This window comes from Micrococcus sp. CH7 (assembly GCF_001595485.1).
Taxonomy (GTDB): domain Bacteria; phylum Actinomycetota; class Actinomycetes; order Actinomycetales; family Micrococcaceae; genus Micrococcus; species Micrococcus luteus.
The window spans coordinates 97,611-121,957 of sequence record NZ_LOSQ01000046.1 but is presented as its reverse complement, the minus strand read 5'-3'; the positions used below and the strand labels follow the sequence as shown (position 1 = coordinate 121,957).

21 protein-coding genes and 2 tRNA genes are annotated in these 24,347 nt (G+C 75.8%); 18 read left to right on the top strand and 5 right to left on the bottom strand.

Annotated features, from left to right (window positions below; all coding sequences use genetic code 11):
* Window positions 1-168: 168 nt before the first annotated feature.
* Window positions 169-242 (top strand) — tRNA-Arg (locus AUV08_RS11475).
* A 79-nt stretch (window positions 243-321) separates the two neighbouring features.
* On the opposite strand, the gene AUV08_RS11470 is transcribed toward AUV08_RS11475, so the two are convergent.
* The 3 genes from AUV08_RS11470 to upp all read right to left on the bottom strand — a co-directional run bounded on the left by AUV08_RS11470 (window position 322) and on the right by upp (window position 2,787).
* Window positions 322-846 carry a histidine phosphatase family protein gene (locus AUV08_RS11470; protein WP_002854135.1) on the bottom strand — a complete coding sequence of 175 codons (525 nt, stop codon included), beginning with the start codon at window positions 844-846 and terminating at the stop codon, window positions 322-324.
* Between the two features lie 70 nt (window positions 847-916).
* Entirely contained in the window at window positions 917-1,705 is a 789-nt protein-coding gene (locus tag AUV08_RS11465; RefSeq protein ID WP_061867518.1) for a winged helix-turn-helix domain-containing protein, read from the bottom strand.
* Between the two features lie 446 nt (window positions 1,706-2,151).
* Entirely contained in the window at window positions 2,152-2,787 is a 636-nt protein-coding gene (gene upp, locus AUV08_RS11460; RefSeq protein WP_010079486.1) for a uracil phosphoribosyltransferase, read from the bottom strand.
* Between the two features lie 83 nt (window positions 2,788-2,870).
* On the opposite strand from upp, the gene AUV08_RS11455 reads away from it, so the two are divergent.
* A complete protein-coding gene (locus AUV08_RS11455; protein WP_061867519.1) occupies window positions 2,871-3,377 on the top strand; it encodes a nucleoside deaminase in 507 nt (168 codons plus the stop codon).
* A 74-nt stretch (window positions 3,378-3,451) separates the two neighbouring features.
* Window positions 3,452-3,542: transfer RNA gene (locus AUV08_RS11450), tRNA-Ser, on the top strand.
* 65 nt (window positions 3,543-3,607) lie between these two features.
* Here the strand turns inward: AUV08_RS11450 and AUV08_RS11445 are convergent.
* Entirely contained in the window at window positions 3,608-4,696 is a 1,089-nt protein-coding gene (locus AUV08_RS11445; RefSeq protein ID WP_061867520.1) for an alpha/beta hydrolase, read from the bottom strand.
* Window positions 4,697-4,801: 105 nt separating this feature from the next.
* On the opposite strand from AUV08_RS11445, the gene AUV08_RS11440 reads away from it, so the two are divergent.
* From AUV08_RS11440 to AUV08_RS11405, 8 genes are all read left to right on the top strand, one after another.
* Entirely contained in the window at window positions 4,802-5,260 is a 459-nt protein-coding gene (locus tag AUV08_RS11440; RefSeq protein WP_197459311.1) for a 23S rRNA (pseudouridine(1915)-N(3))-methyltransferase RlmH, read from the top strand.
* Complete coding sequence (locus AUV08_RS11435; protein ID WP_061873254.1) at window positions 5,257-10,317, top strand: ATP-dependent helicase; 5,061 nt, start codon at window positions 5,257-5,259, stop codon at window positions 10,315-10,317. The genes AUV08_RS11440 and AUV08_RS11435 overlap by 4 nt, the downstream gene beginning before the upstream one ends.
* A gap of 137 nt (window positions 10,318-10,454) precedes the next feature.
* The gene (locus AUV08_RS11430) at window positions 10,455-10,967 is read left to right on the top strand and encodes a VOC family protein (protein WP_061867523.1); all 513 of its coding nucleotides are present in this window, start codon (window positions 10,455-10,457) and stop codon (window positions 10,965-10,967) included.
* A 14-nt stretch (window positions 10,968-10,981) separates the two neighbouring features.
* Window positions 10,982-11,923: a DNA-formamidopyrimidine glycosylase family protein gene (locus tag AUV08_RS11425; protein WP_041102847.1), complete on the top strand. Its 942-nt coding sequence runs from the start codon at window positions 10,982-10,984 to the stop codon at window positions 11,921-11,923.
* A gap of 76 nt (window positions 11,924-11,999) precedes the next feature.
* Window positions 12,000-13,250 (top strand): glucose-1-phosphate adenylyltransferase family protein, encoded by a 1,251-nt coding sequence (locus tag AUV08_RS11420; RefSeq protein WP_061873253.1) that lies wholly within the window; start codon window positions 12,000-12,002, stop codon window positions 13,248-13,250.
* A gap of 46 nt (window positions 13,251-13,296) precedes the next feature.
* Entirely contained in the window at window positions 13,297-14,343 is a 1,047-nt protein-coding gene (locus AUV08_RS11415; protein ID WP_061867525.1) for a pseudouridine synthase, read from the top strand.
* Window positions 14,340-14,945, top strand: coding sequence for a DedA family protein (locus AUV08_RS11410; RefSeq protein ID WP_060775810.1), 606 nt, complete (start codon window positions 14,340-14,342; stop codon window positions 14,943-14,945). The genes AUV08_RS11415 and AUV08_RS11410 overlap by 4 nt, the downstream gene beginning before the upstream one ends.
* Window positions 14,946-14,947: 2 nt before the next feature.
* The gene (locus AUV08_RS11405; RefSeq protein WP_061873252.1) at window positions 14,948-17,143 is read left to right on the top strand and encodes a hypothetical protein; all 2,196 of its coding nucleotides are present in this window, start codon (window positions 14,948-14,950) and stop codon (window positions 17,141-17,143) included.
* Between the two features lie 12 nt (window positions 17,144-17,155).
* Here AUV08_RS11405 and AUV08_RS11400 read toward each other — a convergent pair whose 3' ends face one another.
* A complete protein-coding gene (locus tag AUV08_RS11400; protein WP_036339857.1) occupies window positions 17,156-17,479 on the bottom strand; it encodes a hypothetical protein in 324 nt (107 codons plus the stop codon).
* A gap of 125 nt (window positions 17,480-17,604) precedes the next feature.
* On the opposite strand from AUV08_RS11400, the gene AUV08_RS11395 reads away from it, so the two are divergent.
* The 7 genes from AUV08_RS11395 (at window position 17,605) to tgt (ending at window position 24,161) form a co-directional block, all read left to right on the top strand.
* A complete protein-coding gene (locus tag AUV08_RS11395; RefSeq protein WP_036339859.1) occupies window positions 17,605-18,732 on the top strand; it encodes an NADH:flavin oxidoreductase/NADH oxidase in 1,128 nt (375 codons plus the stop codon).
* A gap of 56 nt (window positions 18,733-18,788) precedes the next feature.
* Window positions 18,789-19,328, top strand: coding sequence for an NUDIX hydrolase family protein (locus tag AUV08_RS11390; RefSeq protein ID WP_036316089.1), 540 nt, complete (start codon window positions 18,789-18,791; stop codon window positions 19,326-19,328).
* Window positions 19,329-19,330: 2 nt separating this feature from the next.
* Window positions 19,331-20,230: a DUF6707 family protein gene (locus AUV08_RS11385; RefSeq protein WP_231862097.1), complete on the top strand. Its 900-nt coding sequence runs from the start codon at window positions 19,331-19,333 to the stop codon at window positions 20,228-20,230.
* A gap of 117 nt (window positions 20,231-20,347) precedes the next feature.
* Window positions 20,348-20,920 carry a GNAT family N-acetyltransferase gene (locus AUV08_RS11380; protein WP_061867528.1) on the top strand — a complete coding sequence of 191 codons (573 nt, stop codon included), beginning with the start codon at window positions 20,348-20,350 and terminating at the stop codon, window positions 20,918-20,920.
* Window positions 20,921-20,994: 74 nt separating this feature from the next.
* Entirely contained in the window at window positions 20,995-21,786 is a 792-nt protein-coding gene (locus AUV08_RS11375; protein ID WP_061867529.1) for a glutamine amidotransferase, read from the top strand.
* 30 nt (window positions 21,787-21,816) lie between these two features.
* Entirely contained in the window at window positions 21,817-22,776 is a 960-nt protein-coding gene (locus AUV08_RS11370) for an ornithine cyclodeaminase family protein (protein ID WP_061867530.1), read from the top strand.
* A 41-nt stretch (window positions 22,777-22,817) separates the two neighbouring features.
* Window positions 22,818-24,161: a tRNA guanosine(34) transglycosylase Tgt gene (gene tgt / locus AUV08_RS11365; RefSeq protein ID WP_061867531.1), complete on the top strand. Its 1,344-nt coding sequence runs from the start codon at window positions 22,818-22,820 to the stop codon at window positions 24,159-24,161.
* The last annotated feature ends 186 nt before the right edge of the window (window positions 24,162-24,347 follow it).

Here is a 24,347-nt window from a genome sequence, read left to right as displayed (position 1 = left end):
CCACATCGTTGTGGCCGCACGGTCCTGCCATGGTACCCGAGCCCGGCTATCATGGCCGCGCCCCCGCCACACCCCCGACACAGACCGCCGCAGACCGTCGATTTGCACTTCGCCGGAGAGGTCCTGTAGTGTTCTACGAGTTCGAGCCGCTCCGGCGGATCGGATGATGCGCCCATAGCTCAGCTGGATAGAGCGTCTGTCTACGGAACAGAAGGTCAGGGGTTCGAATCCCTTTGGGCGCACGATCGGAAGGCCCCGCTCCTGCTGGAGCGGGGCCTTCGTCATGTCGGCGCGCCTCTGCCACGCGCGCCGCCGCGGAGGTCAGCGCCCCGGAACCACGAAGTGCGTCAGGGCGGCGTCGCGGCCGTCGAGCTCGGCCCACGGCTTCTCCACCCGGAACACCTGCATCCCGAGCGTCGGGTAGTGCTCGCTCATGCGCAGCGCCGCGTCCTGGTCCGAGTCCAGGCTCATCAGCCGCATGCCCAGCTCCTGCACCCACGGCATGTGGCCCACCACCAGCAGCCGTCGCGTGGTCTCCTCCGTCTCGTTGACGACGGCCAGGGCCCGCGCCGCGTCGGCGCCGTAGAGCCGCGGGTCCAGGTAGGGCGTGGGTGCCAGCTCGCCCAGGCGCTCGCACACCCACACGCACGTCTGACGGGTGCGCAGCGCATCGGAGCACACGACGGCGTCCGGGACGAGGTCGTGCTCGCGGAGCCAGTCGCCGGCGGCGGGCGCCTGGGCGTGGCCTCGCTCGGCGAGCGGGCGGGCATGGTCGTCGGCCGCGTCGGGCCAGCCGGCCTTGGCGTGCCGGAGGACGATCAGGGTCTTCGCGTCGGCGGTGCTCATGCGGCCAGGCTACGGCGACGGCCCCCGCTCGGGTGAGCGGGGGCCGTCGCCGGACACGGGCGGGCGCAGGTCAGATGCAGTACTCCGGCGCCGCCCACACGACCACCTCGGGGTGGCGGTAGAAGCGGTAGCCCTGGCCGCGCACGGTGCGCACGGTGTTCGCCAGGCGGCCGAGCTTGGCGCGCAGTCGGCGGATGTGCACGTCGATGGTGCGCTCGTTGGGCACCTCGTCGGCGTTGCGCCACAGGGCGTCGAGCAGCTCTTCGCGGCCGACGGTGCGCTCGCCGTTCTCCACGAGGTAGTTCAGGAGCTCGAACTCCTTGAAGGTGAGGTTCAGCGACTCGCCGTCCAGCTGCACCTCGCGCCGGGACAGGTCGATCAGCACACCGGGCTGGCGCGTGGACACGGGGGCCGGCGCCTGCGCCAGGTCGGGACGGGTGCCGCCCTGCACGGTCGGGTCGCCGAGCACCTGCCGCACGACCTCGATGTCGCGGCCCTCGGCCCCGGCGGGGGCCAGGGCGACGGCGGCGTGCGACTCCGCCCCGGGGACGAGGGACTCCACGTAGTGGCGCAGCTCGTTGGCCAGCCGCGTGAGGGAGGTGCCGGCGGCCGAGGCGGCCAGCTCGTCCATGCCCACGTAGATGACGAACCCGCGGGCCTCGTTCTCCCGGGCCACCGCCTGGGGACCCGGGATGCCGTTCGGCGCCAGGACCGGCGTCGGTGCCGTCTGGGAGTCGGGGGCGTCGGTGCCACCTGCCAGCCGCAGGCCTGCGCGGGCCTGGCCTCGGCGGGACATGCCGTCGGCCCGGCGCTGCGCGTTGCGGACGGAGATGTGCACGTATCCGGCGGACTGACCCATGGCCACCACTCCTCTTTCGGCTCATGGCCCCTCCACCGCTCGGTCGATGCGGCGGACGAGGCGTCACATGACAAGAATGTGACTTCACCGAGGGGACTGGCAAGTAACGTTCGCGCTTTTGTCTCACTATTTGAGAAGAAGAGTCCTGAATGTGCTCAACGTCACTATTCGCGGACCGGAATAGCGTCGCGCCGCCACTCGGCTCACCCGCGGGACTCTTTTCATAGTTCGACAGGGGAGAGTGCACCGCAGGACCAGTGCGTATGCGGAATATTTATGCAGGCGACTTCCAGGCATTCCATGTGACGCGATGATGACGGGTCACAGCGGGCCATGACGTCCACTAAATGGACGACACATTCGCGGCTCCGCTTGACGTCCCCGCCGGAGACGCTCCCGTGAGACGACCACGGTCCCCGCCCGGTGGGGGCGGAGGTCCGATCAGGTCATTCCGCCAGGCCGTAGAGCCGGTCGCCGGCGTCACCGAGGCCGGGGACGATGTAGGACCGCTCGTCCAGGCGCTCGTCGACGGCGGCCAGGTACAGGTCCACCTCGACGTCGCCCAGCGAGGCCTCCAACCGCTCGATGCCCTCGGGCGCTCCGAGCAGGCAGAGGCACGTGACCCGCGCCGCGCCGCGCTGGTAGAGGAAGCGGATGGCCTCGATCAGCGTGCCTCCCGTGGCCAGCATGGGGTCCAGGACGAACACGTGACGCCCGGACAGGTCGGCGGGCAGCCGCTCCGCATAGGTGACGATGTCCAGCGTCTCCTCATTGCGGGCCATGCCGAGGAACCCGACCTCGGCGGACGGCGCCATCTTGGTCATCCCCTCCAGCATCCCGAGCCCCGCGCGCAGGATCGGCACGACCAGCGGACGCGGGCGGGCCAGCCGGAAGCCGGTGGTCTCGGTCACCGGGGTCTCGATCCGCACCTCCTCCATGGCCACGTCGCGCGTCGCCTCGTAGGCGAGCAGCATCACAAGCTCCTCCGTGAGCTGCCGGAAGATCATGGACGGGGTCTTCTTGTCCCGCAGGACGCTGAGCTTGTGGGCCACGAGCGGGTGGTCGACGATGTGGACGCGCATGGCGCCCACGGTACCGCCCACGCGCGCCTCTCCGCCCGTCCCCGTGCCCGCGGGGGCGCCGACACCGCCGCTAGGCTGGCCGCGTGTCCGCCCCCGTCCCCTCCCCCGCGCCCACGGCCGAGCAGGAGCACGCGTGGATGGGCCTGGCCCTCCGGGCCGCCCGCGCGGCCGGGGCGGCCGGCGACGTGCCGATCGGTGCCGCCCTCGTGGCCGGCGACGGGACCGTCCTGGCCGTCGTCGGGAACGAGCGCGAGCAGCACCACGACCCCACCGCCCACGCCGAGGTCCTCGCGCTGCGTCGCGGGGCGGAGCTGCGGGCCGCCGCCGGGGCGGGCGACGGCTGGCGCCTGACGGACTGCACCCTCGTGGTGACCCTCGAGCCCTGCCCCATGTGCGCCGGCGCGCTGCTGCTGGCCCGCATCCCGCGCGTCGTGTTCGGGGCGTGGGACCCGAAGGCGGGCGCGTGCGGCTCGGTGCTGGATGTGGTCCGCGACCCCCGCTTCAACCACCGGGTGCAGGTCCGCGCCGGCGTCCGTTCCGAGGAGAGCGCGGCGCTGCTGCGGGAGTTCTTCGCGGCACAGCGCGACTGAACGCGCCCGCGCCCGACGACGGCGGGCGGCCGGTTTGGGTGCGCCGCCGCGGCTCGGGTAGGGTGTCCTGGTCTGGTGACGTGTCCGAGCGGCCGAAGGTGCAGCACTCGAAATGCTGTGTACGGTAACCCCGTACCGTGGGTTCAAATCCCACCGTCACCGCCAGATGTGAAGCCCGGGAGCCTCGTGCTCCCGGGCTTTCCCATGCCGGGGCGGGTCCGGCCGCCGCCTCAGCGCGGCAGGACCGCGTCCAGGAACGAGGCCACCGCGGACCACGAGATGGAGGCGTGCACGGCGCTGGCCGGCACACCGGTGCGGAGCACCTCCGCGCTGCGGGTCTTCGCGGTCATCATGCCCAGGTCGTGGCCGCCCTCGGCCACCGAGTAGAACGCGGTGCGCAGTCCGGCGGCCTCGGCGGCCCGGTACAGCTCGAGGCTCTGTCCCCACGGGACCGTGACGTCCTTGCGCCCGTGGACGACCAGCAGGGGCGGCGAGTCCGGGCGCACGTGCGTGATCGGGGAGGCCAGCCGGGTCAGGCCGCCCGAGGCCAGGACCGGCACCCCCAGCATGTCCGACTTGGTGCTGCGGTCGTCGAGGTGGCAGTGCTTCAGCCGGTTCGCGCGGTTGTAGTCCGCGCACGCGCCCGGGAGCATCTGGCGGTTCATCGTCAGGAAGTCCGTGGGGCCGAAGAAGTCCACGATCGCCTGGACGCGGTCCTCCTCCGGGATCGCGTGGCCGCCGTCGGGCACCTCCCGGCCGGGCGGCGTCACCTGCTCCCGGTCCAGGTCCTGTCCGCCCGTGAGGCCGGCCATGAGGGCGTTCCAACCGCCCGACGACGAGCCGGCCACGGCCACCCGCCCCGCGTCCAGCTGCAGGCCCGGGGCGTTGCGCCGCACCCAGCGGACCGCCGCCGTCGCGTCCTCCACCTGGGCGGGGAACGTGCCCTGCTTGGAGCTGCGCACCGAGAACGCGGCGACGGCGTAGCCGTGCGGGACCAGGCCGCGGGCGACGTCGACACCGTCGCTGTAGCCGCGATCGCTGCGCCAGCCGGAGCCCGCGTTCCACACGAGGACCGGGAACGGGCCCTGGCCCGGCGGCCGGTACACGTCGATGCGTCCGGCGCGCCCGGGCAGGGCCGCGTACGTGTGCCCGGTGGAGCTGCGCATGCCGTACAGGGCCGTCGCGTTGGCGCCCAGCGGCCCGGCGGGCGCGCCGGCCAGGTCGGTGACGACGGCCACCCCGCCCACCGCGAGGGCGCCGACCCCGAGGCCGAGCGCGGCGCGGCGGGACACCCGCGGGGACCGTGCGGTCGACGTCATGGGCCCCCTTCCGGTGCGGAGCCAGGCACCCCGCCCCGGCGAGCGTAACCGAGCGGCGGGGGCCGACCCCCGTACCGTGTCCGCGGCCGGTGCGATCATGGGGCCATGTCTGTTCGGGTGCTGGCCATCGGCAAGAAGCATGAGGCGTGGGTCGTCGACGGGATCGACCGCTACGAGCGGCGCCTCAAGAAGCCCTACGACCCCTCGTGGCGTCTGCTGCCGCACTCCGCGCGGCAGGAGGAGGCGGCGCGCACGGAGGAGTCGGACCGGATCCTGGGCGCGGTCGGCGCGGACGAGCACCTGATCCTGCTGGACGAGCGGGGGACGGCGTTCGACTCGCCGGGTCTGGCGCGGCACCTGCAGAGCCGGTTCGACGTCGGCGCCCCGGTGACGATGGTGATCGGAGGCGCGTACGGGGTGGACGCCCGGGTCCACGCCCGCGCGGACCGCGTCTGGTCCCTGTCCCCGCTCGTCTTTCCGCACCAGCTCGTGCGGCTGATCCTGGCGGAGCAGGTCTACCGAGCCCAGGAGATCTCCGCCGGCCGACCGTACCACCACGCATGAGCGGGCCCGCGGAGACCGCAGCGGGCACGGCCACGCCCGCGGCCGACGTCGTCCTGGGCCGGTTCACCGAGCCCACGCGCGCCTGGTTCACGGGCGCGTTCGAGGCCCCGACGCCGGCCCAGCTCGGCGCGTGGGACGCGATCTCCTCCGGGCGGCACGCACTGGTGATCGCGCCGACCGGCTCAGGCAAGACCCTCTCCTCCTTCCTCTGGGCGCTCGACTCGTTCGTGCGCGAGCCCGCCGCCGAGGGGACGGCGGCCACCCGCGTCCTCTACGTCTCGCCGCTGAAGGCGCTCGGCGTGGACGTGGAGCGGAACCTGCGGGCCCCGCTGGTGGGCATCACACAGACCGCCGCACACCAGGGCAGGCCCGTGCCGCGCGTCCGGGTGGGTGTGCGCTCCGGAGACACCCCGGCGGCCGAGCGACGGCGCCTGCAGCAGGATCCGCCGGACATCCTCATCACCACGCCCGAGTCGCTGTACCTCATGCTCACCTCGCAGGCCCGCGCGGCGCTGGCCGGGGTCCGCACGGTGATCGTGGACGAGGTGCACGCCGTGGCCGGGACCAAACGCGGCGCCCACCTGGCCGTCTCCCTCGAACGCCTGGACACCCTGCTGGACACGCCGGTGCAGCGGATCGGCCTGTCCGCCACGGTCGAGCCGGCCGCCGAGGTGGCCCGGTTCCTCGGCGGCACGCAGCCGGTGACGGTGGTGCGGCCCGCCTCGGCCAAGCGCTGGGACCTGACGGTCACGGTGCCGGTGCCGGACCTGACGGACCTCTCCTCCCCCGCCGCCGCCCACGACCTGGGCCCCGGCTCCTCGACGGGCGGGCTCGGCGACGAGGGCGCGGTGACGGGCGGGTCCATCTGGCCGCACGTCGAGGAGCGGATCGTGGACCTGGTGGCCGAGCGGCGTTCCACGCTCGTGTTCGCCAACTCCCGGCGCCTGGCCGAGCGCCTCACCGGCCGGCTCAACGAGATCTGGGAGGCCCGCGCCGAGGCGGCCGCCGCGGCCGAGCACCCGGACGCCGTCCCCGGCTTCCGCACGCCGGACCCGACCGGCTTCCACGGCCCCGCCCAGGTGGCCGGGCAGACCGGCACCGGATCGGGCACCGTCTCCGACTTCGCCCGCGCCCACCACGGCTCCGTGTCCAAGGAGCAGCGCGCCATCGTCGAGGAGGCGCTGAAGACCGGCCAGATCCGCTGCGTCGTGGCCACGAGCTCGCTCGAGCTGGGCATCGACATGGGCGCGGTGGACCAGGTGATCCAGGTGGAGTCGCCGCCCTCGGTGGCCTCCGGTCTGCAGCGCGTGGGCCGTGCCGGCCACCAGGTGGGCGAGGTCTCCCGGGGCGTGTTCTTCCCCAAGCACCGGGGCGACCTCGTGGACACCGCCGTCGTGGCCGAGCGCATGACGGCCGGGCGCATCGAGTCTCTGCGGATCCCCGCCAACCCGCTGGACATCCTCGCCCAGCAGACCGTGGCCGCCGTCGCCGTCGCGGACCTGGATGCACAGGAGTGGTTCGACCTCGTGCGCCGGTCCGCGCCGTTCGCGACGCTGCCGTTCTCCGCCTACGAGTCCGTGCTCGACCTGCTGGCCGGCCGCTACCCCTCGGACGAGTTCGCCGAGCTGCGCCCGCGCATCCTGTGGGACCGGGAGAACGGCACGCTCGCCGCCCGCCCCGGCGCCCAGCGCCTCGCGGTCACCTCGGGCGGCACCATCCCGGACCGCGGCCTGTTCGGGGTGTTCCTGGCCTCCGACGGCGGCGCGGACGGCACCCCCGGCGGCGCGGCGGCCGGGGACACCGCCGAGTCCGCGGGCGCCGCGTCCGCGGGCTCGGCCCGCTCCGGCGGACGCCGGGTCGGCGAGCTCGACGAGGAGATGGTCTACGAGTCCCGCGTGGGGGACGTCATCCTGCTGGGCGCCACGAGCTGGCGGATCGTGGACATCACCGCGGACCGCGTCCTGGTGCTGCCCGCCTACGGGCAGCCCGGCAAGCTCCCGTTCTGGCGGGGCGACGCCGCGGGCCGGCCGGCGGAGCTGGGCGACGCCGTCGGGCGCTTCCGCCGCGAGCTGGACGCGGACCCCGAGGCAGGCCGCACCCGCCTGGCCGCCGCGGGCCTGGACCCGTGGGCGCAGGACAACCTCCTGGCCTACCTGAAGGACCAGCGCGAGGCCACCGGGGTGCTGCCCACCGAGCAGACGCTCGTGGTGGAGCGGTTCACGGACGAGCTCGGCGACTGGCGCGTGGTGCTGCACTCCCCCTACGGCATGGCGGTGCACGCCCCGTGGGCGCTCGCGGTGGGGGCACGGCTGGCGCAGCGGTACGGGCTGGAGACCGGCTCGGGCGCGGCGATGGCCGCCGACGACGGGATCGTGCTGCGCATCCCGCTGATGGACGCGGAGCCGCCGGGCGCGGAGCTGTTCGAGTTCACCGCCGAGGAGCTGGACGAGATCGTCACGGCCGAGGTCGGCGGGTCTGCGCTGTTCGCGGCCCGGTTCCGGGAGAACGCGGCCCGGTCCCTGCTGCTGCCGCGCCGTGATCCCGGGCGGCGGACCCCCCTGTGGCAGCAGCGGCAGCGGTCCGCGCAGCTGCTGGACGTGGCACGGAAGCACCCGCGGTTCCCCGTGATCCTGGAGACCGTGCGCGAGGTGCTCCAGGACGTCTACGACCTCCCGGCGCTCAAGGAGCTCGCGGGGCGGGTGGCCTCGCGCGCCGTCCGGCTCGTGGAGGTCACGACGACGGCGCCCTCGCCGTTCAGCCAGTCCATCCTGTTCGGCTACATCGCCCAGTTCATCTACGAGGGCGACTCCCCGCTGGCCGAGCGCCGCGCCGCCGCGCTCTCCCTCGACCCGGCACTGCTGTCCGAGCTGCTGGGCACGGAGGAGCTGCGCGAGCTGCTCGACGCCGAGGTCATCGCGGAGGTCGAGGCCCAGCTGCAGCGGCTCGCGCCCGACCGGCGCGCCCGCGGGGGCGAGGGCGTGGCGGACCTGCTGCGCCTGCTGGGCCCGCTGTCCGCGGCGGAGGCCGCGCGGCGCACACGCCCCGAGGGGGAGGCGGAGGCGGAGGAGGCCGCGGACGAGGCCGCCGTCGCCGGGATGCTGACGGAGCTCGAGCGCGCCGGCCGCGCGTTCCGCCTGCGCCAGGACGGGGTCGAGCGGTTCGCCGCCGTCGAGGACGCCGCCCGCCTGCGGGACGCGCTCGGCACGCCGATCCCGCACGGAGTGCCCACCGCGTTCCTCGACCCGGTCGACGACCCGCTCGGGGACCTCGTGGGCCGCTACGCCCGCACCCACGGCCCCTTCACCGCCGCCGAGGCGGGGGCCGCGCTGGGACTGGGGGGCGCCGTCGTGCTGTCGGTGCTGCAGCGCCTGGCCACCGAGCGCCGCGTGAGCACGGGCGCGTTCCGGCCGGAGGGCACCCCCGGAGCCGCCGGCCTGGACGCCGAGTGGTGCGACGCCGAGGTGCTGCGGCGGATCCGCATGCGCTCCCTCGCCGCGCTGCGCGCCGAGGTCGAGCCGGTGGACCAGGCCGCGTACGCCCGGTTCCTCGCCGACTGGCAGCACCTGCGGCCGCGGACGGGGCGCGACGGGGCCTGGCGGCCGCCGGCCACGCTCGAGGGCGTGGACGGGGTGGCCACCGTCCTGGACCAGCTGGCCGGCACGCCCCTGCCCGCGAGCGCGTGGGAGTCCCTCGTGCTGCCCGCCCGCGTGCGGGACTACGCCCCCGCCCTGCTCGACGAGCTGCTGGCCACGGGCGAGTACGTGTGGTCGGGCGTCGGGGAGGCCACCGGCAACGACGGCTGGGTGGCGCTGCACCCCGCCGACGCCGTGGACCTCACGCTGCGCCTGCCCGAGCCCGCCGAGGAGACGCCGGCCGACGCCGCCCTGCGCGCGGCCGTGCTCGAGGTGCTCGCCGGCGGCGGGGCCTGGTTCTTCCCCCAGCTCGTGGAGCGGGTGCGGGCGGTGCAGGCGGCGGCCGGCGACGGCGGCACGGGGGCTGCGGGCGGGGCGGTCGGGCCCGACCCGCACCGCGACCCGGCCGACCTGGCCCGCGGACCCGCGGTGCTGGGCGCGCTGTGGGGCCTGGTGTGGGACGGCCGGGTCGGCAACGACACGTTCGCCCCCGTCCGCGGCCTGCTCTCGCTCGGCAAGACCGCGCACCGCACCGGCCGGCAGACGCCGCGGGCCCGCACCGCGCGGACGGGCGGGGCCGCGGGGGCGGCGGCCGGGCGCGGGCTCGGCGGGCGGCTGGCCGGGGTGCGCGGGCGGGGCCGGTACGCGGGGCTCACCTCGCCCGAGGGCGGCGCCCGGGGCTCGGCCGGCCTCACGGCGGGGACCGTCGGGCTCTCGGCCGCCGAACAGGCCCGCTCGGCCGGCCGCTGGTCCCTGCTGCCCGCCGCCGAGCAGGACCCCACGATCCGCGCCCACGCCACCGCCGAGCTGCTGCTGGACCGGTACGGCGTGATCACGCGCGGCTCCGTGGTGGCCGAGGAGGTCCCCGGCGGGTTCGCGGGGCAGTACCGGCTGCTCACCCGAATGGAGGACGCGGGCCAGGTGCGCCGCGGCCACTTCGTCGACGGGCTGGGCGGCGCGCAGTTCTCCACCGGCGCGGTGGTGGATCGGCTGCGCGGGTTCCAGCGGGACGAGGAGGACGCCGCCGTCGACGCCGCCCCGCTCGCCCTCGCCCTGGCCGCGACGGATCCGGCGAACCCCTACGGCGCCGCGCTGGACTGGCCGTCCGTGCCGGCCGGGCCGGACGGCGTCGTGCCCACGGGCCATCGCCCGGGCCGGAAGGCGGGCGCCGTCGTCGTGCTGATCGCGGGGCGGCTGGCCCTCTACATGGAGCGCGGCGGGCGCACGCTGCTCGCGTTCACGGAGGATCCGGGCGAGCTGCGGGCCGCGGCGGAGGCGCTTGTGTGGGCGCTGCGGCCCGGCCGGACCGAGCGGCTGAGCCTGGAGAAGGTCAACGGCGGGCCCGTGCTCGGCACGCCGCTGGCCGAGGCGCTGCTGGCCGCGGGGTTCTACTCGAGCCCATCGGGCATCCGGTTCCGGAACTGAGAACTCGTGCCCGTCTGTCCGTCCGCAACGCGGGTTGAGTTGTCACGGGTCCCGCCGTCGAACACCCGCGACAACCCAACCCGCGTTGCCCGGGGTGGCCCTGTCGCGGAGGCGGGGCCCGGGGGTAGGTTCGGCCCATGAGCATCGACGCCGCCCCGCCCGAGGACGTGGGCACCGCCCCCACGGGCACGTCCCCCGCCCCCGAGGCCCTCGAGGACTCCCTGCCGCACCCCTCGGACCCCTCCGTCACCCCGTTCCTCCTGTTCGAGGGTGACGCCGGTGCGGCCATGGACGCCTACCTCACCGCGTTCGTGGAGCACCTGCCGGTCACCGAGGTCCGCCGGGACCTCTTCGACGACTCCTCCCCGCGCGGCGCCGAATGGGCGGGCAAGGTCCTGCACGGCGAGCTCGAGATCGCCGGCCAGCGGCTGCGCTTCTTCGACTCCTTCACCCCGCACGGGTTCACATTCACCCCGGCCATCAGCCTGTTCGTCGAGCTGCCGGACGCCACCGCGGTGGACGCGGTCCACGACGCGCTCCTCGCCGGCGGTGGCCGTGACTGCATGCCGCCCGACGACTACGGCTTCTCCCGCCGCTTCGCGTGGGTCGGGGACCGCTTCGGCGTGACCTGGCAGCTCAACGCGGCCTGAGCCGGTGACGGCCCGTGCCTGAAGGCGACTCCCTCGTCCGCGTCGCGCATCGGCTCCGCCCCGTGCTCGAGGGCCGGCCCCTGACGCACGCGGATCTGCGCGTGCCCCGCCACGCCACCGCGGACCTGACCGGCTGGACGGTGGCCGAGGTCCTGCCGCGCGCCAAGTACCTGCTGATGCGGCTGACCCCGCCCGCGGCCCGCCCCGGGGCCCGGCCGCTCACCCTGATCTCGCACCTGAAGATGGAGGGGCGCTGGCTCGTCTCCGCCCTCGACGCGCGGTGGGGTGCCCCCGCCTGGCAGGTGCGGGCGGTGCTGGAGACGGCGGAGCACCGCGTGCTCGGCGCCCAGCTGGGCCTGCTCACCCTCGTGCCCACCGCCGACGAGGCCGCCGTCCTCGGCCACCTCGGCCCCGACCTGCTGGACCCGGCCTGGGACACGCCCGACGACGGCGCCGCGCTGCTCGCCGAGGGCATGCGGCGGCTCACGGCCCGGCCCGAGCGGCCGGTCGGCCTGGCCCTGCTCGACCAGCGGCTCGTCTCCGGGATCGGCAACATCTACCGCTGCGAGACCCTCCTGCTGGCCGGCATCGACCCGCACCGGCCGATCGGCGAGGTCGAGGACGTCGCCGGACTCGTGCTGCTCGCCCGGGACCTGCTGCGCGCCAACGTCCCGCCCGCCGCCCCCGCCGCGGGCGCCCGGCGCCGGACCACGGGCGTGCGTCCGAACCCGGCGCGACCCTTCGGGGTCGAGGTGCTGGTCCCGGCCGGTCCGTCACCCGACACGGCACCCGGCCGGACGCCCGGCGCGCGTGGCGGGGGGACGCCGTCGTACTGGGTCTACGGGCACGACCGCACCCCGTGCCTGCGCTGCCGCGGCCCCGTCCGCCAGGAGGACTACGGCTCCCCCGAGGACGACGCGCGGCGGCTGTGGTGGTGTCCGCACTGCCAGCGCTGACCCGGACGCGCCCGAACGGTGGCCGCGTGTCCTCCCCGCTCCCTACGCTGAACCCGCCCCGACCCGAGGAGGAGCCATGGCCGACCCGTTCCCCAAGGACCCGGAGGGCGCCGTCGTCGCGCTCGTGCTGGCCGGCGGCACCGGCGGCCGCCTCATGCCGCTCACCGCGGCCCGCGCCAAGCCGATGGTGCCGCTGGCGGGCCAGTACCGGCTGATCGACGTCGTCCTGTCCAACCTGGCCCACTCGCGCCTGCGGGACGTGTGGGTCGTGGAGCAGTACCGCCCCTTCACGCTCAACCAGCACCTGGCCGGCGGCCGGCCGTGGGATCTCGACGGCACCCGCCACGGCCTGCGGCTCCTGCCTCCCGCGCAGGGCCGCGCCGAGGAGGGCTTCGCCCGCGGCAACGGCCACGCGATCGCCCAGCAGCTGCCGCTGCTGGAGCAGTTCGGCGCCGAGACCGTCGTGGTGCTCTCCGCGGACCACCTGTACCAGCTGGACCTGCGCCCCGTGCTGGCCGAGCACGCCCGCTCCGGCGCCGAGCTCACCGTGGTCACCACCGAGACGGACGAGGACCCCGCGCGCTTCGGCGTCGTGCAGGTGGACGACGACGGCGCCGTGACCGACTACGCCTACAAGCCGGAGGACCCGGCGGGCACACTCGTGGCCACCGAGGTGTTCGTGTTCGACGTCGCCGCGCTCTCCGAGGTGGTCGGCGACCTCGTGGCGGGCGAGGACGAGGCGGCCACCAAGGACGAGGGCGAGACCAATGAGGACGGCGACCCCGTGGGCTCCTCCCTCGGCGACTACGGGGAGAGCATCATCCCGGCGTTCGTGGCGCGGGGACGCGTGCGGGAGCACCGCCTCGTCGGGTACTGGCGGGACATCGGCACCCTGGACGCGTACGTCCGCGCCCACCGGGAGATCCTCGACGGCACCGGCCTGGACCTCGCCGCCGAGGGCTGGCCGCTGATCACCAACCCCCACCAGGCGCCGCCGGCGTGGGTGGCCCCGGACGCCCGCGTCTCCGGCTCGCTGCTCAGCCCGGGGTGCCGGATCGAGGGCGAGGTCTCGGACAGCGTGGTCGGCCCCGGGGTGGTCGTGGCGGCCGGCGCCACGGTGCGCGGCAGCCTCCTGCTCGGCGACTGCGAGGTCCCCGCGGGCGCGGTGCTGGACACCGTGGTGGTCGACGTCGGCGGGGCGGTCCCGGCGCACGAGGTGACGGGGCGCGCCGCGCCGGCCGAGGAGGTCGTGGTGCTCACCCCGCAGGACCGCGGCCCGGCCGAGGACGAGACCACCGGCTCCGGCCGGCCCGGCCGGTCGGACTGAGCGGCGCCGGTCGGACGCAGCCGCGCCGGGCTGGGAGGATGGACCCGTGGCCGTCCCCTCTCCCCTCCCCCCGCGCAACGGCGTCAACGCCACGCGCCTGCGCCTGCCCGCCGCCGGCTGGCCCACCGCGCAGGACTACGTGCTCCACCGGTTCGGTCACGTGGACCCGGACGGCATCCGCGCGCGCTTCGCCCGCGGCGAGGTCGTGGCGGCGGACGGCACCGCACTGACGCCGGCGACGCCGCTCGGCGTGCACGACGACCTCTGGTACTACCGGGACGTCCCCGACGAGGCCCCGCTGCCCGTGACGCACACGCTCCTGCACCGCGACGAGCACCTCGTGGTCATCCACAAGCCGCACTTCCTGCCCACCACCCCGGGCGGCCGCTTCGTCCAGGAGACCGCGCTGGTGCGGCTGCGCAACGAGCTCGGCCTCGATGACCTCGTGCCCCTGCACCGGCTCGACCGGGCGACGGCCGGCGTCGTGATGTTCTCCGCGAACCCGGCCACCCGCGGCGCCTACCACCTGCTCTTCGAGCGGCGGGCCGTGGCCAAGACCTACGAGGCCGTGGTGCTCCTGCCGGAGGCCCCCGACGACGGCGCCCGTCGCCCCGGCGCCCCGGCGGACCCCGTCCTGGGGCGGTTCCCGCTGACCGTGCGCAGCCGGATCCGCAAGGACAAGGGGATCCTGCGCTCCGTGGTGGAGGAGATCCCGCCGGCCGCCTCGGGACGCCGGGCGGGCGCGCCGGTGCGGACCCGGCGGTCGAACCGGCCCCACGCCGGGGCGAACGCCGAGTCCCGGGTGGAGCTGCTGGGCGTCGGCGTCTCCGCCGGGACGCTGGCGGGGCGGCGCGTGGCGCACCTGCGGCTCACCCCGCGCACGGGGCGCACCCACCAGCTGCGCATCCACCTGGCCGCCCTGGGCCTGGGCATCGCGTTCGACCCGTTCTACCCGGACCTGCTCGACCTCGCCCCGGACGACGTCGCACGGCCCCTGCAGCTGCTCTCCCGGTCGCTGCGCTTCACGGACCCGGTGACGGGCGAGGAGCGGGAGTTCACCTCCCCCGCCCAGCTGCAGGAGCGACCGCGGTGACGGGCGGGGACCCGGCCGCCCTGATGGACGCGCTCGGAGCGTGGTTCCACCCGCTCACCGCGCTCCTCGTGGCCCTGGACGCCCCGATCCCGCCCGTCCCGTCGGAGGTGGTGGTCATCGGCTCGGGGGCGCTCGCGGCCGAGGGCCGGGTCTCTCCCGTGGCCGCGGTGCTGGCGGCGTGGCTGGGCTGCTGGGCCGGGGACGTCGGCCTCTACGCGCTGTTCCGCCACGGCCTCGCCGACCGCCTGGACCGCTGGGCGTGGTGGCGGCGGATCCACCGGGGGATCCGGAGCCTGCTGGTGCGGGTGGGCCCGGCGGGCAGCCTGGCGGGGCTGTCCGTGCTGCGGTTCGTCTCGGGCGGGCGGACGGCGTCGATGGCGGCGGCCGGGATCGGCGGGATCCGCTGGCCCGTGTTCCTGTGGCTGTCCGGGGCAGGCTCGCTCGCGTGGTCCGGGTCCATGGTGGGGCTCGGCTGGATCACCGGCCGGGCCACCGGCCTGCCGTGGTGGGCGTCCGCGGTGGTCGGCATGGTGTTCGGTACCCTTGCAGGGTTGATGATCGCGGGGATCATGGCCCACCGTCGCCGGGGCCGGAAGGGGTGAGCATGCAGGACGCGTCCTCCGAGTCCCGCGCCGCCCTCGAGCGCCTCCGGGGCGCCTCGGCGCCCCGTCCCGACGACGACGCGACGCGTGCCCCCGCCGCGCGCCCCCGCCGCGCCCTGGCCGCGCCCGGGGAGATCTCCCGCCGCGATCTGCGCCGTCACGAGCGCGCCCTGCGCTCGGGCCGACCCGAGACCGCCGCCGAGCGCCGCGTGCGCGAGGACCGCCGCGCGGACGTGCACCGCGCCATGGACCGCCTGCGCACTCCGGGCGCTCCCGCCGAACAGCGCCCACGCCGGGACCTCAGCGAGATCCTGGACCGCCTCGGCAGCCCGGACCTCGCCCGTTTCACCGACCCACTCGTCGGCACGGTCGAACGCATCCTCCCCGCCCCGGGCCGGGACCCGGAGAAGGCCGCGGAGGCCGCACGCCGCCGCACTGCGGCCGAGGAGCGCCGGCAGGCCCGCCTCGACGAGGAGGCCCGCCGGGCCCAGGCCGCGCGGGTGGCCCGCCGCCGCCGCGAGGAGGAGAAGCAGCGCCGTCGGCGTGAAGCCGAGCGGCGCCGTCGGGTGGCGGCCGAGGAGAAGGCACGTGCCGCCGCCGAGGCGGAGGCCCGCCGCCGGGAGCGGGAGGAACGGCGCCGCCGGGAGGCGGAGGTCGCCGCCGAGCGCGCCCGCGTGCAGGCGGAGCGGCGGGCCCGCGAGGAGGCCGCGCTCGCCGAGCGGGAGCGGCTGCGGCTCGAGGCGGAGGCGGAGGCGGAGCGCCGTCGGCAGGCGGCCGAGGCCGAACGCCGTCGCCTCGAGGCCGAACGCGTCGAGGCCGAGCGGCGCCGTCGGGCCGAGGAGGCCGAGCGGCGCCGTCGCGAGGCGGAGGAGGCCGCCCGCCGCGAGGCCGAGCGACGTCGTCGCCAGGCCGCACGCGTCCGCGCCCACACCGTGCTGCACGCCGAACGCGCCCTCGCCCAGGCCCGGCTCCTCGAGGACCGCGCCCGGGAGGCCGAGCGCCGCGCGGCGGAGGACGCCGCCCGCCGCCGCCGCGAGCACGAGGAGCGGGAGTCCCGCGCGCTCGCCCGGGCCGCGCGCGAGCTCGAGGGCCCCGAGGTCTTCCCGGCCGCCGCCGACCGGCCGCTGCTGTCCGACCCGGAGGAGCGGCTCACCGATGAGGAGCTGTTCGCCCGAGCCCGGGTGGCCCTGCCCGAGTGGCGGCGGCGGCAGCGACTCTCCACGAAGGCGCAGGCCGTCCGGGCCGAGGCCATCGCCCACTCCCCGGCGGGGCCGGTCACGGGCGCCCTGCCCCTGATCCCCGGCTACACCCCCGCTCCGCCCGAGGAGCCGGCCGGCTCACCGACCGCTGCGGACCGACGCGGCCAGGCGCTGCTGACCGTCGTGTGGGCGCTGTTCGTGCTCTCCGGCGCGTGGGGCCTCGGTCTGGCCGGCCGCGTCCCGGGGCTCGCCGCGCTCGACGCCGGCGCCTACCCGCTCACCGCCGACGGCCGACACGGCCCCGACGCGAGCGTGTTCGGGCTGTCCCCGCTGCACCCGGCGATCTGGCCGGTGCTGTGGCTGCTGACCGGGATGTACGTGCTCCGGCAGTGGGGGCCGGGCCAGGGCGCGTCGCCGCGGCACCGCCGCATCCGAGGCGCGGTCGCGGGGACCCTGCTGGCGCTGGCGCTGTGGTTCCCCCTGGCCGTCCTGGCCCCCGGGGGCTTCGACGTCGTCCCGTGGCTGCTCGCCCTGGTCCTCATGCTCCGTGTGGTCCGGCGGCTCGGCGCCCGCCCGGCGGCCCGCCGCGTCGCACGGGTGGCCGAGGACGGCGCGCTCGGCGTGCTGGTGGGCACCCTCCTCGCCGGCGCACCCACCGCGGTGGGCGCCGCCCTCCACGCCTGGGGTGTGCACGTCGACTGGTTCCCGACCGAGCTGCTCGCCCTGCTGGTGCTGGTGGCCCTGCTGCTGGCGGCCCTGCGCCTCGTGCTCGGGGGGCGCGGCCGCATGGGTGTGGCCCTGGGCATGGCCTGGACCCTGCTCTGCCTCGCCCTGCCCCGCCTGCTGCCCAGCCCGCTCGGGGCGCAGCAGAGCGTGTGGGTGGGTCTCGCGGCCGCCTTCGGGGCGCTGCTGCTGGTCACCGCCGCGGCCGTGCGCCGCTCCTGGGCCCGCCAGATCGAGCGCGACGCCGCCCGCCGGCCGCACCCGGCCGGCGCCTGAGCCCGGCCCCGTTCAGCGCCCGAGCCCAGCGGGCACCGGGACCCACCGGCCGCCGTCGCGCCGGAGCACGTCCAGCCGGCCCGTCACGGCGACGCCGGACACCGCCTCCGCCATCCGCCGCGCCACCTCGGCGGCCTCGGCGTCCTCGCCGGCCCGGTGCGAGCCGGGCACCGTGAAGCGCAGCACGATCCGCGGGACGCGCGCGACGACCTCGATGTCCTTGGCCGCGAGCACGTGCGTGGCCTGGACGGCGGCCTCGGCCAGGTCCATGACCTCTTCGGGTCGGTGGCCGGGCAGGAGGTCGCCGATCTGCAGGCGGGCGCGGTAGGAGGGCATGGGCCCAGGGTAGGGGTGGACGCAGCAGCGGTGACGACTTCTCTCGTCGCGCGGGCCGGCCCGCCCTTCCGCCCGCGGCGGACGCGAGCCCTCCCGTGTCCGGACCCGCTCGTAGGGTGGGGTGCATGACTCAGACCGCCACCCCGCAGACCGACGCCCCCGCCGTGCCCGCGATCTTCGAACCGATCGAGATCAACGGCGTGCGCGTGCGCAACCGCCTGATCCTGCCGCCGATGTGCCAGTACTCGTGCGAGGCGCGCGACGGCGTCCCCCACGGCTGGCACTTCCAGCACCTGGGCGCCCGCGCGGCCGGCGGCTTCGGGATCGTGGTGGCCGAGGCCACCGCCGTCACCCCCGAGGGACGCATCTCCGCGTGGGACACCGGCCTGTGGAACGACGAGCAGCGGGACGCGTGGGCGCCGATCGCCGAGTTCATCGCCTCCCAGGGCGCCCTGCCCGCCATCCAGCTCGGCCACGCCGGCGCCAAGGCCTCGACCGTCCCCATGCACCCGGGCGCGCCCGCCGGGCAGCCGATCCTCGAGGGCCCCGACTCCTGGGAGACCCTCTCCCCCTCCGGCGTGGCCACCAACTCCATGGAGATCCGCACCCACGCGATGCGGGTGGACGAGATCCGGGAGACCGTCCAGGCCTTCGCCGACGCCGCCGAGCGCGCCGACCGTGCCGGCTTCGGCGCCGTGCAGCTGCACGCCGCCCACGGCTACCTCATCCACCAGTTCCTCTCGCCGCTGACCAACACCCGGACCGACGAGTACGGCGGGGACTTCGAGGGCCGCACCCGCTTCCTCAAGGAGGTCGTGGCGGCCGTGCGCGAGGTGTGGCCCGCGGACAAGGTCCTCGGCATCCGCATCTCCGGCTCGGACTGGGTCGAGGGCGGCTGGAGCATCGAGGAGACCGTCCGCCTGGCGCAGGAGCTGCAGGGGCAGGTGCACTGGTTCGACCTGTCCTCCGCGGGCATCGGGGACACCTACGAGGGCCCTCAGGGCCCGGGCTATCAGGTGCCGCTGGCCACCGCCGTGAAGGAGGGCACCGAGGGGATCGTGGTGTCCGCCGTCGGCTCGCTGACCGGCGCCGAGGAGGTCGCGGCCGTGGTGGACGAGGACCGCGCCGACGCCGTCTGTGTGGGTCGCGCCGCCCTGGCGAACCCGAACTGGCCGACCGCGGCCGCCCTCGCCCTCGACGTCCCCTCGGAGCAGGTGCCGATGGCCCGGCAGTACTTCCGCGCCAAGTGGTGAGCGGAACACGCGGGACCCGGTGTGCCCCCGGCGCGGAACTCCGGTAGAACAGAACCATGAGCGTGCGCACCCCCGACCCGAATCCGGGCTGGCTGTCCGACGAGGACCTCTACGAGGCCCGGCGTCGGCTGCCCATGGTGTATGTGGAGGCCATCCCGGTGCGGCTGGACTCCCTCGGCTACGTCACCGAGATCGGCCTGCTCTACGTGGCGGACGAGACCGGCACGTTCCAGCGGACGTTCGTCTCCGGCCGCGTCCAGTACCGGGAGACCATCCGCGCCGCGCTGATGCGCCACCTGGAGAAGGACCTCGGCCCGCTCGCGTTCCCGCAGCTGCCGCCGTCGGTGGTCCCCTGCACCGTCGCCGAGTACTTCCCGGCGCCGTCCGAGACCGGGCTGACGGACGACCGCCAGCACGCCGTGGCCCTGGTGTATGTGGTGCCGGTGACGGGTGAGTGCCAGCCGCGCCAGAACGCGCTCGAGCTGACCTGGCTCACCCCCGAGGAGGCCCTCGGCGAGGACATCCAGGCCGAGTTCATCGGTGGCCGCGGGGACCTGGTGCGCCAGGCCCTCGCCCACGTGGGATGGGGGCGCTGAGCATGGCACCGGTCGTCGGCGGCTACCTCCGCCATCTGAAGTCCCAGGACGTGCAGCCCGGGGACAGCTTCCTGACCCGCCGCGGCGAGCCCGCCCCGCCCGTGGCCTCGACCCGGGTGATGCGGGACGACTTCGGCACCCCCGCGCTCGTGATCGCCACCCTCGAGGGCGGCCGGGAGGTCAAGATCGCCCACGGCTCCGTGATCCGGGTCCGCACGGACCGCCCGGAGGAGCGCAGGGCCGTCCCGGACACCACCTTCTCCCCCGTGGACGCGGGGTCCCCCGAGGAGCGGATCGTCGCCGTCGGCAAGCGCCACCTCGAGGACACCGAGCTGACCGCCACCGCGGCCCGGCTCTCGCACGGGTTGAACCTGCGCTCCGGCTCCCAGCTGGAGGACGTGTTCGGCATGGCCGAGCGGCTCTACCTGCTGCACGAGGACACCGAGGGCACGCTCGCCACCCTGGGCCTGCTGACGAACCTGCCGTGGGACGGGGCCGTGGGGCGGTGGAAGTCCATCCAGGCCGCGCTGTCCCTGGCGTCGCTGATCCTGCGCGAGGAGGGCGAGCACATCGCCGCCGCCAACCTCGGTCGGCGCCTGCTCGAGGCGGACGAGGTCCCCTCCGAGCCAGGCCGGGCGGCCCGGGTGCTCGAAGTGCGCCAGCGTCAGCTCAACGAGCCGCCGCTCTACGACCGGGAGATCTCCCGCGCCCTGCAGGCCCGCGACGCCGAGGCCGAGTATCAGTGGCGCCGGGCCCGGTTCGGCCAGCTGCTCTACCTGCGTGCCCGCGGCGGCTCGGAGACGCTCACGGACGCCGACCTGGATTCCCGGATCGCCCGGGAGCTCGGCACGCTGCGCACCCTCGCCGACGAGCTCGAGGCGAAGGCCGCCACGCGCCGGTGAGGCCCAGCCGCGGGACGGGCGTCGAGAGCCGGCCCCGTCCCCGGTGACACGCCCTCCGGGGTCCGGCTCGTGTGGCGCACCTCACTCTCCAGCCCCTGCCGGGGTTATGCTCCCGGCATGACCGGCTCCGCACCCGTCCAGCTCCGCCTCCTCCGCGCCACGGACGCGCCCGCCGTCCTGGCGGCCTTCCACGCGGGCACCGTCGGCATGGCCGATCCCGCAGAGGTCACCGACGAGGCCTCCGCCCGCGCCTACGTCGACGGACTGGTCCAGGCGGAGGGGACGGACGCCGTCGCCGTGGTGGAGCGCGGGACGGACACGCTGATCGGCCTGGTCGCCGTCGTGCGCGACGAGGCGCACGGCACCGGCGCGCTCACCGCCTGGCTGCATCAGGGCTGGCGCGGGGACGCGATCATGTCGCGTGCGGCGACCACCGTGACGGACGCCGAGCTGGCCGAGGGCGGCCTCGAGCGGATCGAACTGGCCCACCGGGCGGACAGCCCGACGGCGGGGGCCGTCGCCCGGGCCGCCGGGCTCCGTCACGAAGGCACGCAGCGCGGCCGCCTCCGCGCGGGCGGGCGGCGGCTCGACGTGCACCTCTACGGCCGGCTGGCCGCGGACCCGCTGCCCGAGGAACGCGTCCGTCCCCTGCCGTGGGCCTCCGACGCCCGCCCCTGGGCCGACCGCTGACCGCGGCCCGCCCCCGACGACGCCCCACGACGCCGTCACGCCCTCCCGGCCCGATGCCCCGCTAGTCTGCCGAGATGACCACCCCGACCGGCGCCGTCCCGAGCCCGCACCCTCGGCCGTTCCTCCTCGTCCAGACACGCCCCGAGGACGACGCCGCGGCCGCCGAGGTCGAGGCCGTCGAGCGGCTCGGCGGCTACTCGGAGGGCCGGCTGCGCGTGCTGCGCCTGGACCGCGCGGTGCAGCAGCCGGCCGCGGCCGACGGCCTGGACTGGGAGGCGGAGCTCGCGGACGTCGCCGCCGTGATCCTGCCCGGCAGCCCGTTCACGGGCACCGATCCCGAGGAGACCAAGTCCCCCGTGCAGCGCGCCGTGGAGGCGGAGCTGGGGCGGATGCTCGACGTCGTCCGGCGCCGAGACCTGCCGTTCCTCGGCTGCTGCTACGGCGTCGGCACACTGGGCCGGCACGCCGGCGGCGTCGTGGACAACGCCCATGGCGAGTCGGCCGCGCCCGTCGAGGTCACGCTCACCGACGAGGGCGTCGCCGATCCGCTGCTGGCCGGGGTGCCGCGCACGTTCGCGGCGTACGTGGGCCACAAGGAGGCGATGAGCGCGCTGCCGCCCGGCGCGGTGCTGCTCGCCGCGGGCGCCGACTGTCCCGTGCAGATGTTCCGGCTCGGCACCCGCCAGTACGCCACCCAGTTCCACCCGGAGCTGGACCAGGCCGGGATCCTCGAGCGCCTCGAGATCTACCGCGACCACGGGTACTTCGCCCCGGGCGAGTACGAGCCCACGGTGGCGGGGCTGGCCGCCGTCGACCCCGAGCACCCGCGCCGGATCCTGGCGAACTTCCGCACGCTGTTCGGCTGAGCCGCCCGGCCCACCCCGTAGCGTGGCCGCATGGACACGCACCGCGCCACCGCTTCCCTGCCCTGGATCGACGGCCCCGCCGTGCGCGCCGCCCTGAGCCCGCGCGCCGCCGTCGACGCGCTGGAGGCGGCCCTCGCCGCCGGCCTGGACCCGGAGGCCGACGCCCCCCGCACCCGCGTGTCCACCGCCGCCGGGCAGCTGCTGCAGATGCCCTCGACGCGCGGGACCGAGGTCGGCACCAAGCTGCTCACCCTCACGCCGGACAACCCCGAGCGCGGACTGCCCGTCATCCAGGGCGTCTACGTGCTGTTCGGCGCCCCGGGCACCCCCGGCCAGGCGCCGCGGGCCGTGCTGGACGGCGTCGAGCTGACGGGCCTGCGCACCTCCGCGGTGTCCGCGCTCGGGGTGCGGCTGCTCGCGGACGCCTCGCCCCGGCACCTGGTCGTGGTCGGCACGGGCGTGCAGGCGTGGGAGCACGCGCTCACCTTCCAGGACGTGTTCGGGCTGGAACGGGTGTCCGTGGTGGGCCGCGACGCCGACCGGGCCGCCGCCCTGGCCGCGCGCATCGAAGCGGAGCTGGGCGTGACCGCGAGCGCCGCGGGCCCGGAGGCCGTGGCGGAGGCGGACGTCGTGGTGACGTGCACGGCCGCGACGGCCCCGCTGTTCGACGGGACGCTCGTGCCGGAGCACGCGACGGTCGTGGCGATGGGCTCGCACACCACGGACGCCCGCGAGACCGACGACGCCCTGGCCCGCCGCGCGACCGTGGCGGTGGAGTCGCGGGACTCGGCCGCCCGCGAGGCCGGGGACGTGACCCTCGCGGTGGCCTCCGGGGCCCTGGCCGGGATCGAGGACACGGTGACGCTGGCCGAGCTCGTGGCCGGGACCGCGCGTCGGCGGGAGGGTGAGCCCGCCCTGTTCGTCACCACCGGCATGCCCTGGCAGGACCTGGTGGTGGCGAGCGCGGTGGCGCGGGTGGTGCTGGGCTGAGCCGGGGCGGCCTGCGGCGCCCGCGCACTACCCTGGGTCCCATGCCTGAGACCCCCGCCGCCCCGACGCCGCAGCCCGCCTCCGGTGCCCCCGCGCATCCCTCGCAGTTCGGCTTCGAGGTGACGCACCGGCTGGAGACCGGCGGTGCGGACGGCGCCCCGCTCGGGCGCACCGGCGTGATCACCACGCCGCACGGGCGGATCCAGACGCCGGCGTTCATCCCCGTCGCGACGCAGGCCTCGGTGAAGGCCGTGCTGCCCGAGTCCATGGCGGAGCTCGGCGCGCAGGCGCTGCTGGCCAACGCGTACCACCTGTACCTGCAGCCCGGTGACGACCTCCTGGACGAGGCCGGCGGCCTCGGCGCGTTCATGAACTGGCCCGGGCCGACCTTCACGGACTCGGGCGGCTTCCAGGTGATGAGCCTCGGCTCGGGCTTCAAGAAGGTCATCGACATGAAGGGCCCCGGCGCGCCTGAGGGGCAGGGCGCCGACGACGCCGTCGCCCCCGGCAAGGAGCGCCTGGCCAACGTCGACGACGACGGCGTCTGGTTCAAGTCCCACCTCACCGGGGAACGACACCGGTTCACCCCCGAGGTGTCCGTGGGCATCCAGCACAACCTCGGCGCGGACATCATGTTCGCCTTCGACGAGCTGACCACCCTGCACAACTCCCGCGGCTACCAGGAGGAGGCGCTCGAGCGCACCCGCCGCTGGGCCCAGCGCTGCCTCGACGAGCACGCCCGCCTCACCGGGGTCCGCGCGGCGCGGCCGTACCAGGCGCTGTTCGGCGTGATCCAGGGGGCCCAGTACGAGGACCTGCGCCGCAAGGCCTGCCGCGACCTCGCGGGGATGCGGGCCGAGTTCCCGGCCGCGGGGGAGCTCGACGGCGTGACCTCCGGCTTCGACGGCTATGGCGTCGGCGGGGCCCTGGAGAAGGAGAACCTCGGGACCATCGTGGGCTGGTGCGCGCAGGAGCTGCCCGAGGACAAGCCGCGCCACCTGCTGGGCATCTCCGAGCCCGACGACCTGTTCACCGCCGTCGAGAACGGCGCCGACACCTTCGACTGCGTCTCCCCCACCCGTGTGGCCCGCACCGGCGCGTTCTACACCCGCGACGGGCGCTACAACCTGCCCGGGGCGAAGTACCGCCGAGACTTCGGCCCGCTGGACCCCGAGTGCGACTGCTACACGTGCGCCCACTACTCCCGCGCGTACCTGCGGCACCTGTTCAAGGCGAAGGAGATGGTGGCGCACACGCTCCTCTCCATCCACAACGAGCGGTTCACGGTCTCGCTCGTGGACCGGATCCGTGCAGCCATGCAGGACGGCACGCTCGCGGAGCTCAAGGCCGAGACCCTCGGCCGGTACTACGCCCCGAAGGGCTGAGCGGTGCTGGGTGCGCCGGCACGCTGCGACGGGCGCGAGCCAGCCCGCTGCGGCGGGCGCGAGCCAGACGTTTCTGCTGTTCTGAGGGGGCTGTCACGACCGATTCGTCTGGCTCAGCGCCGCTCGGACGCGTGGGGGACGTGAGCCAGACGATTCAGCGGCTCCTGCACAGGGCCGCCGACCCGG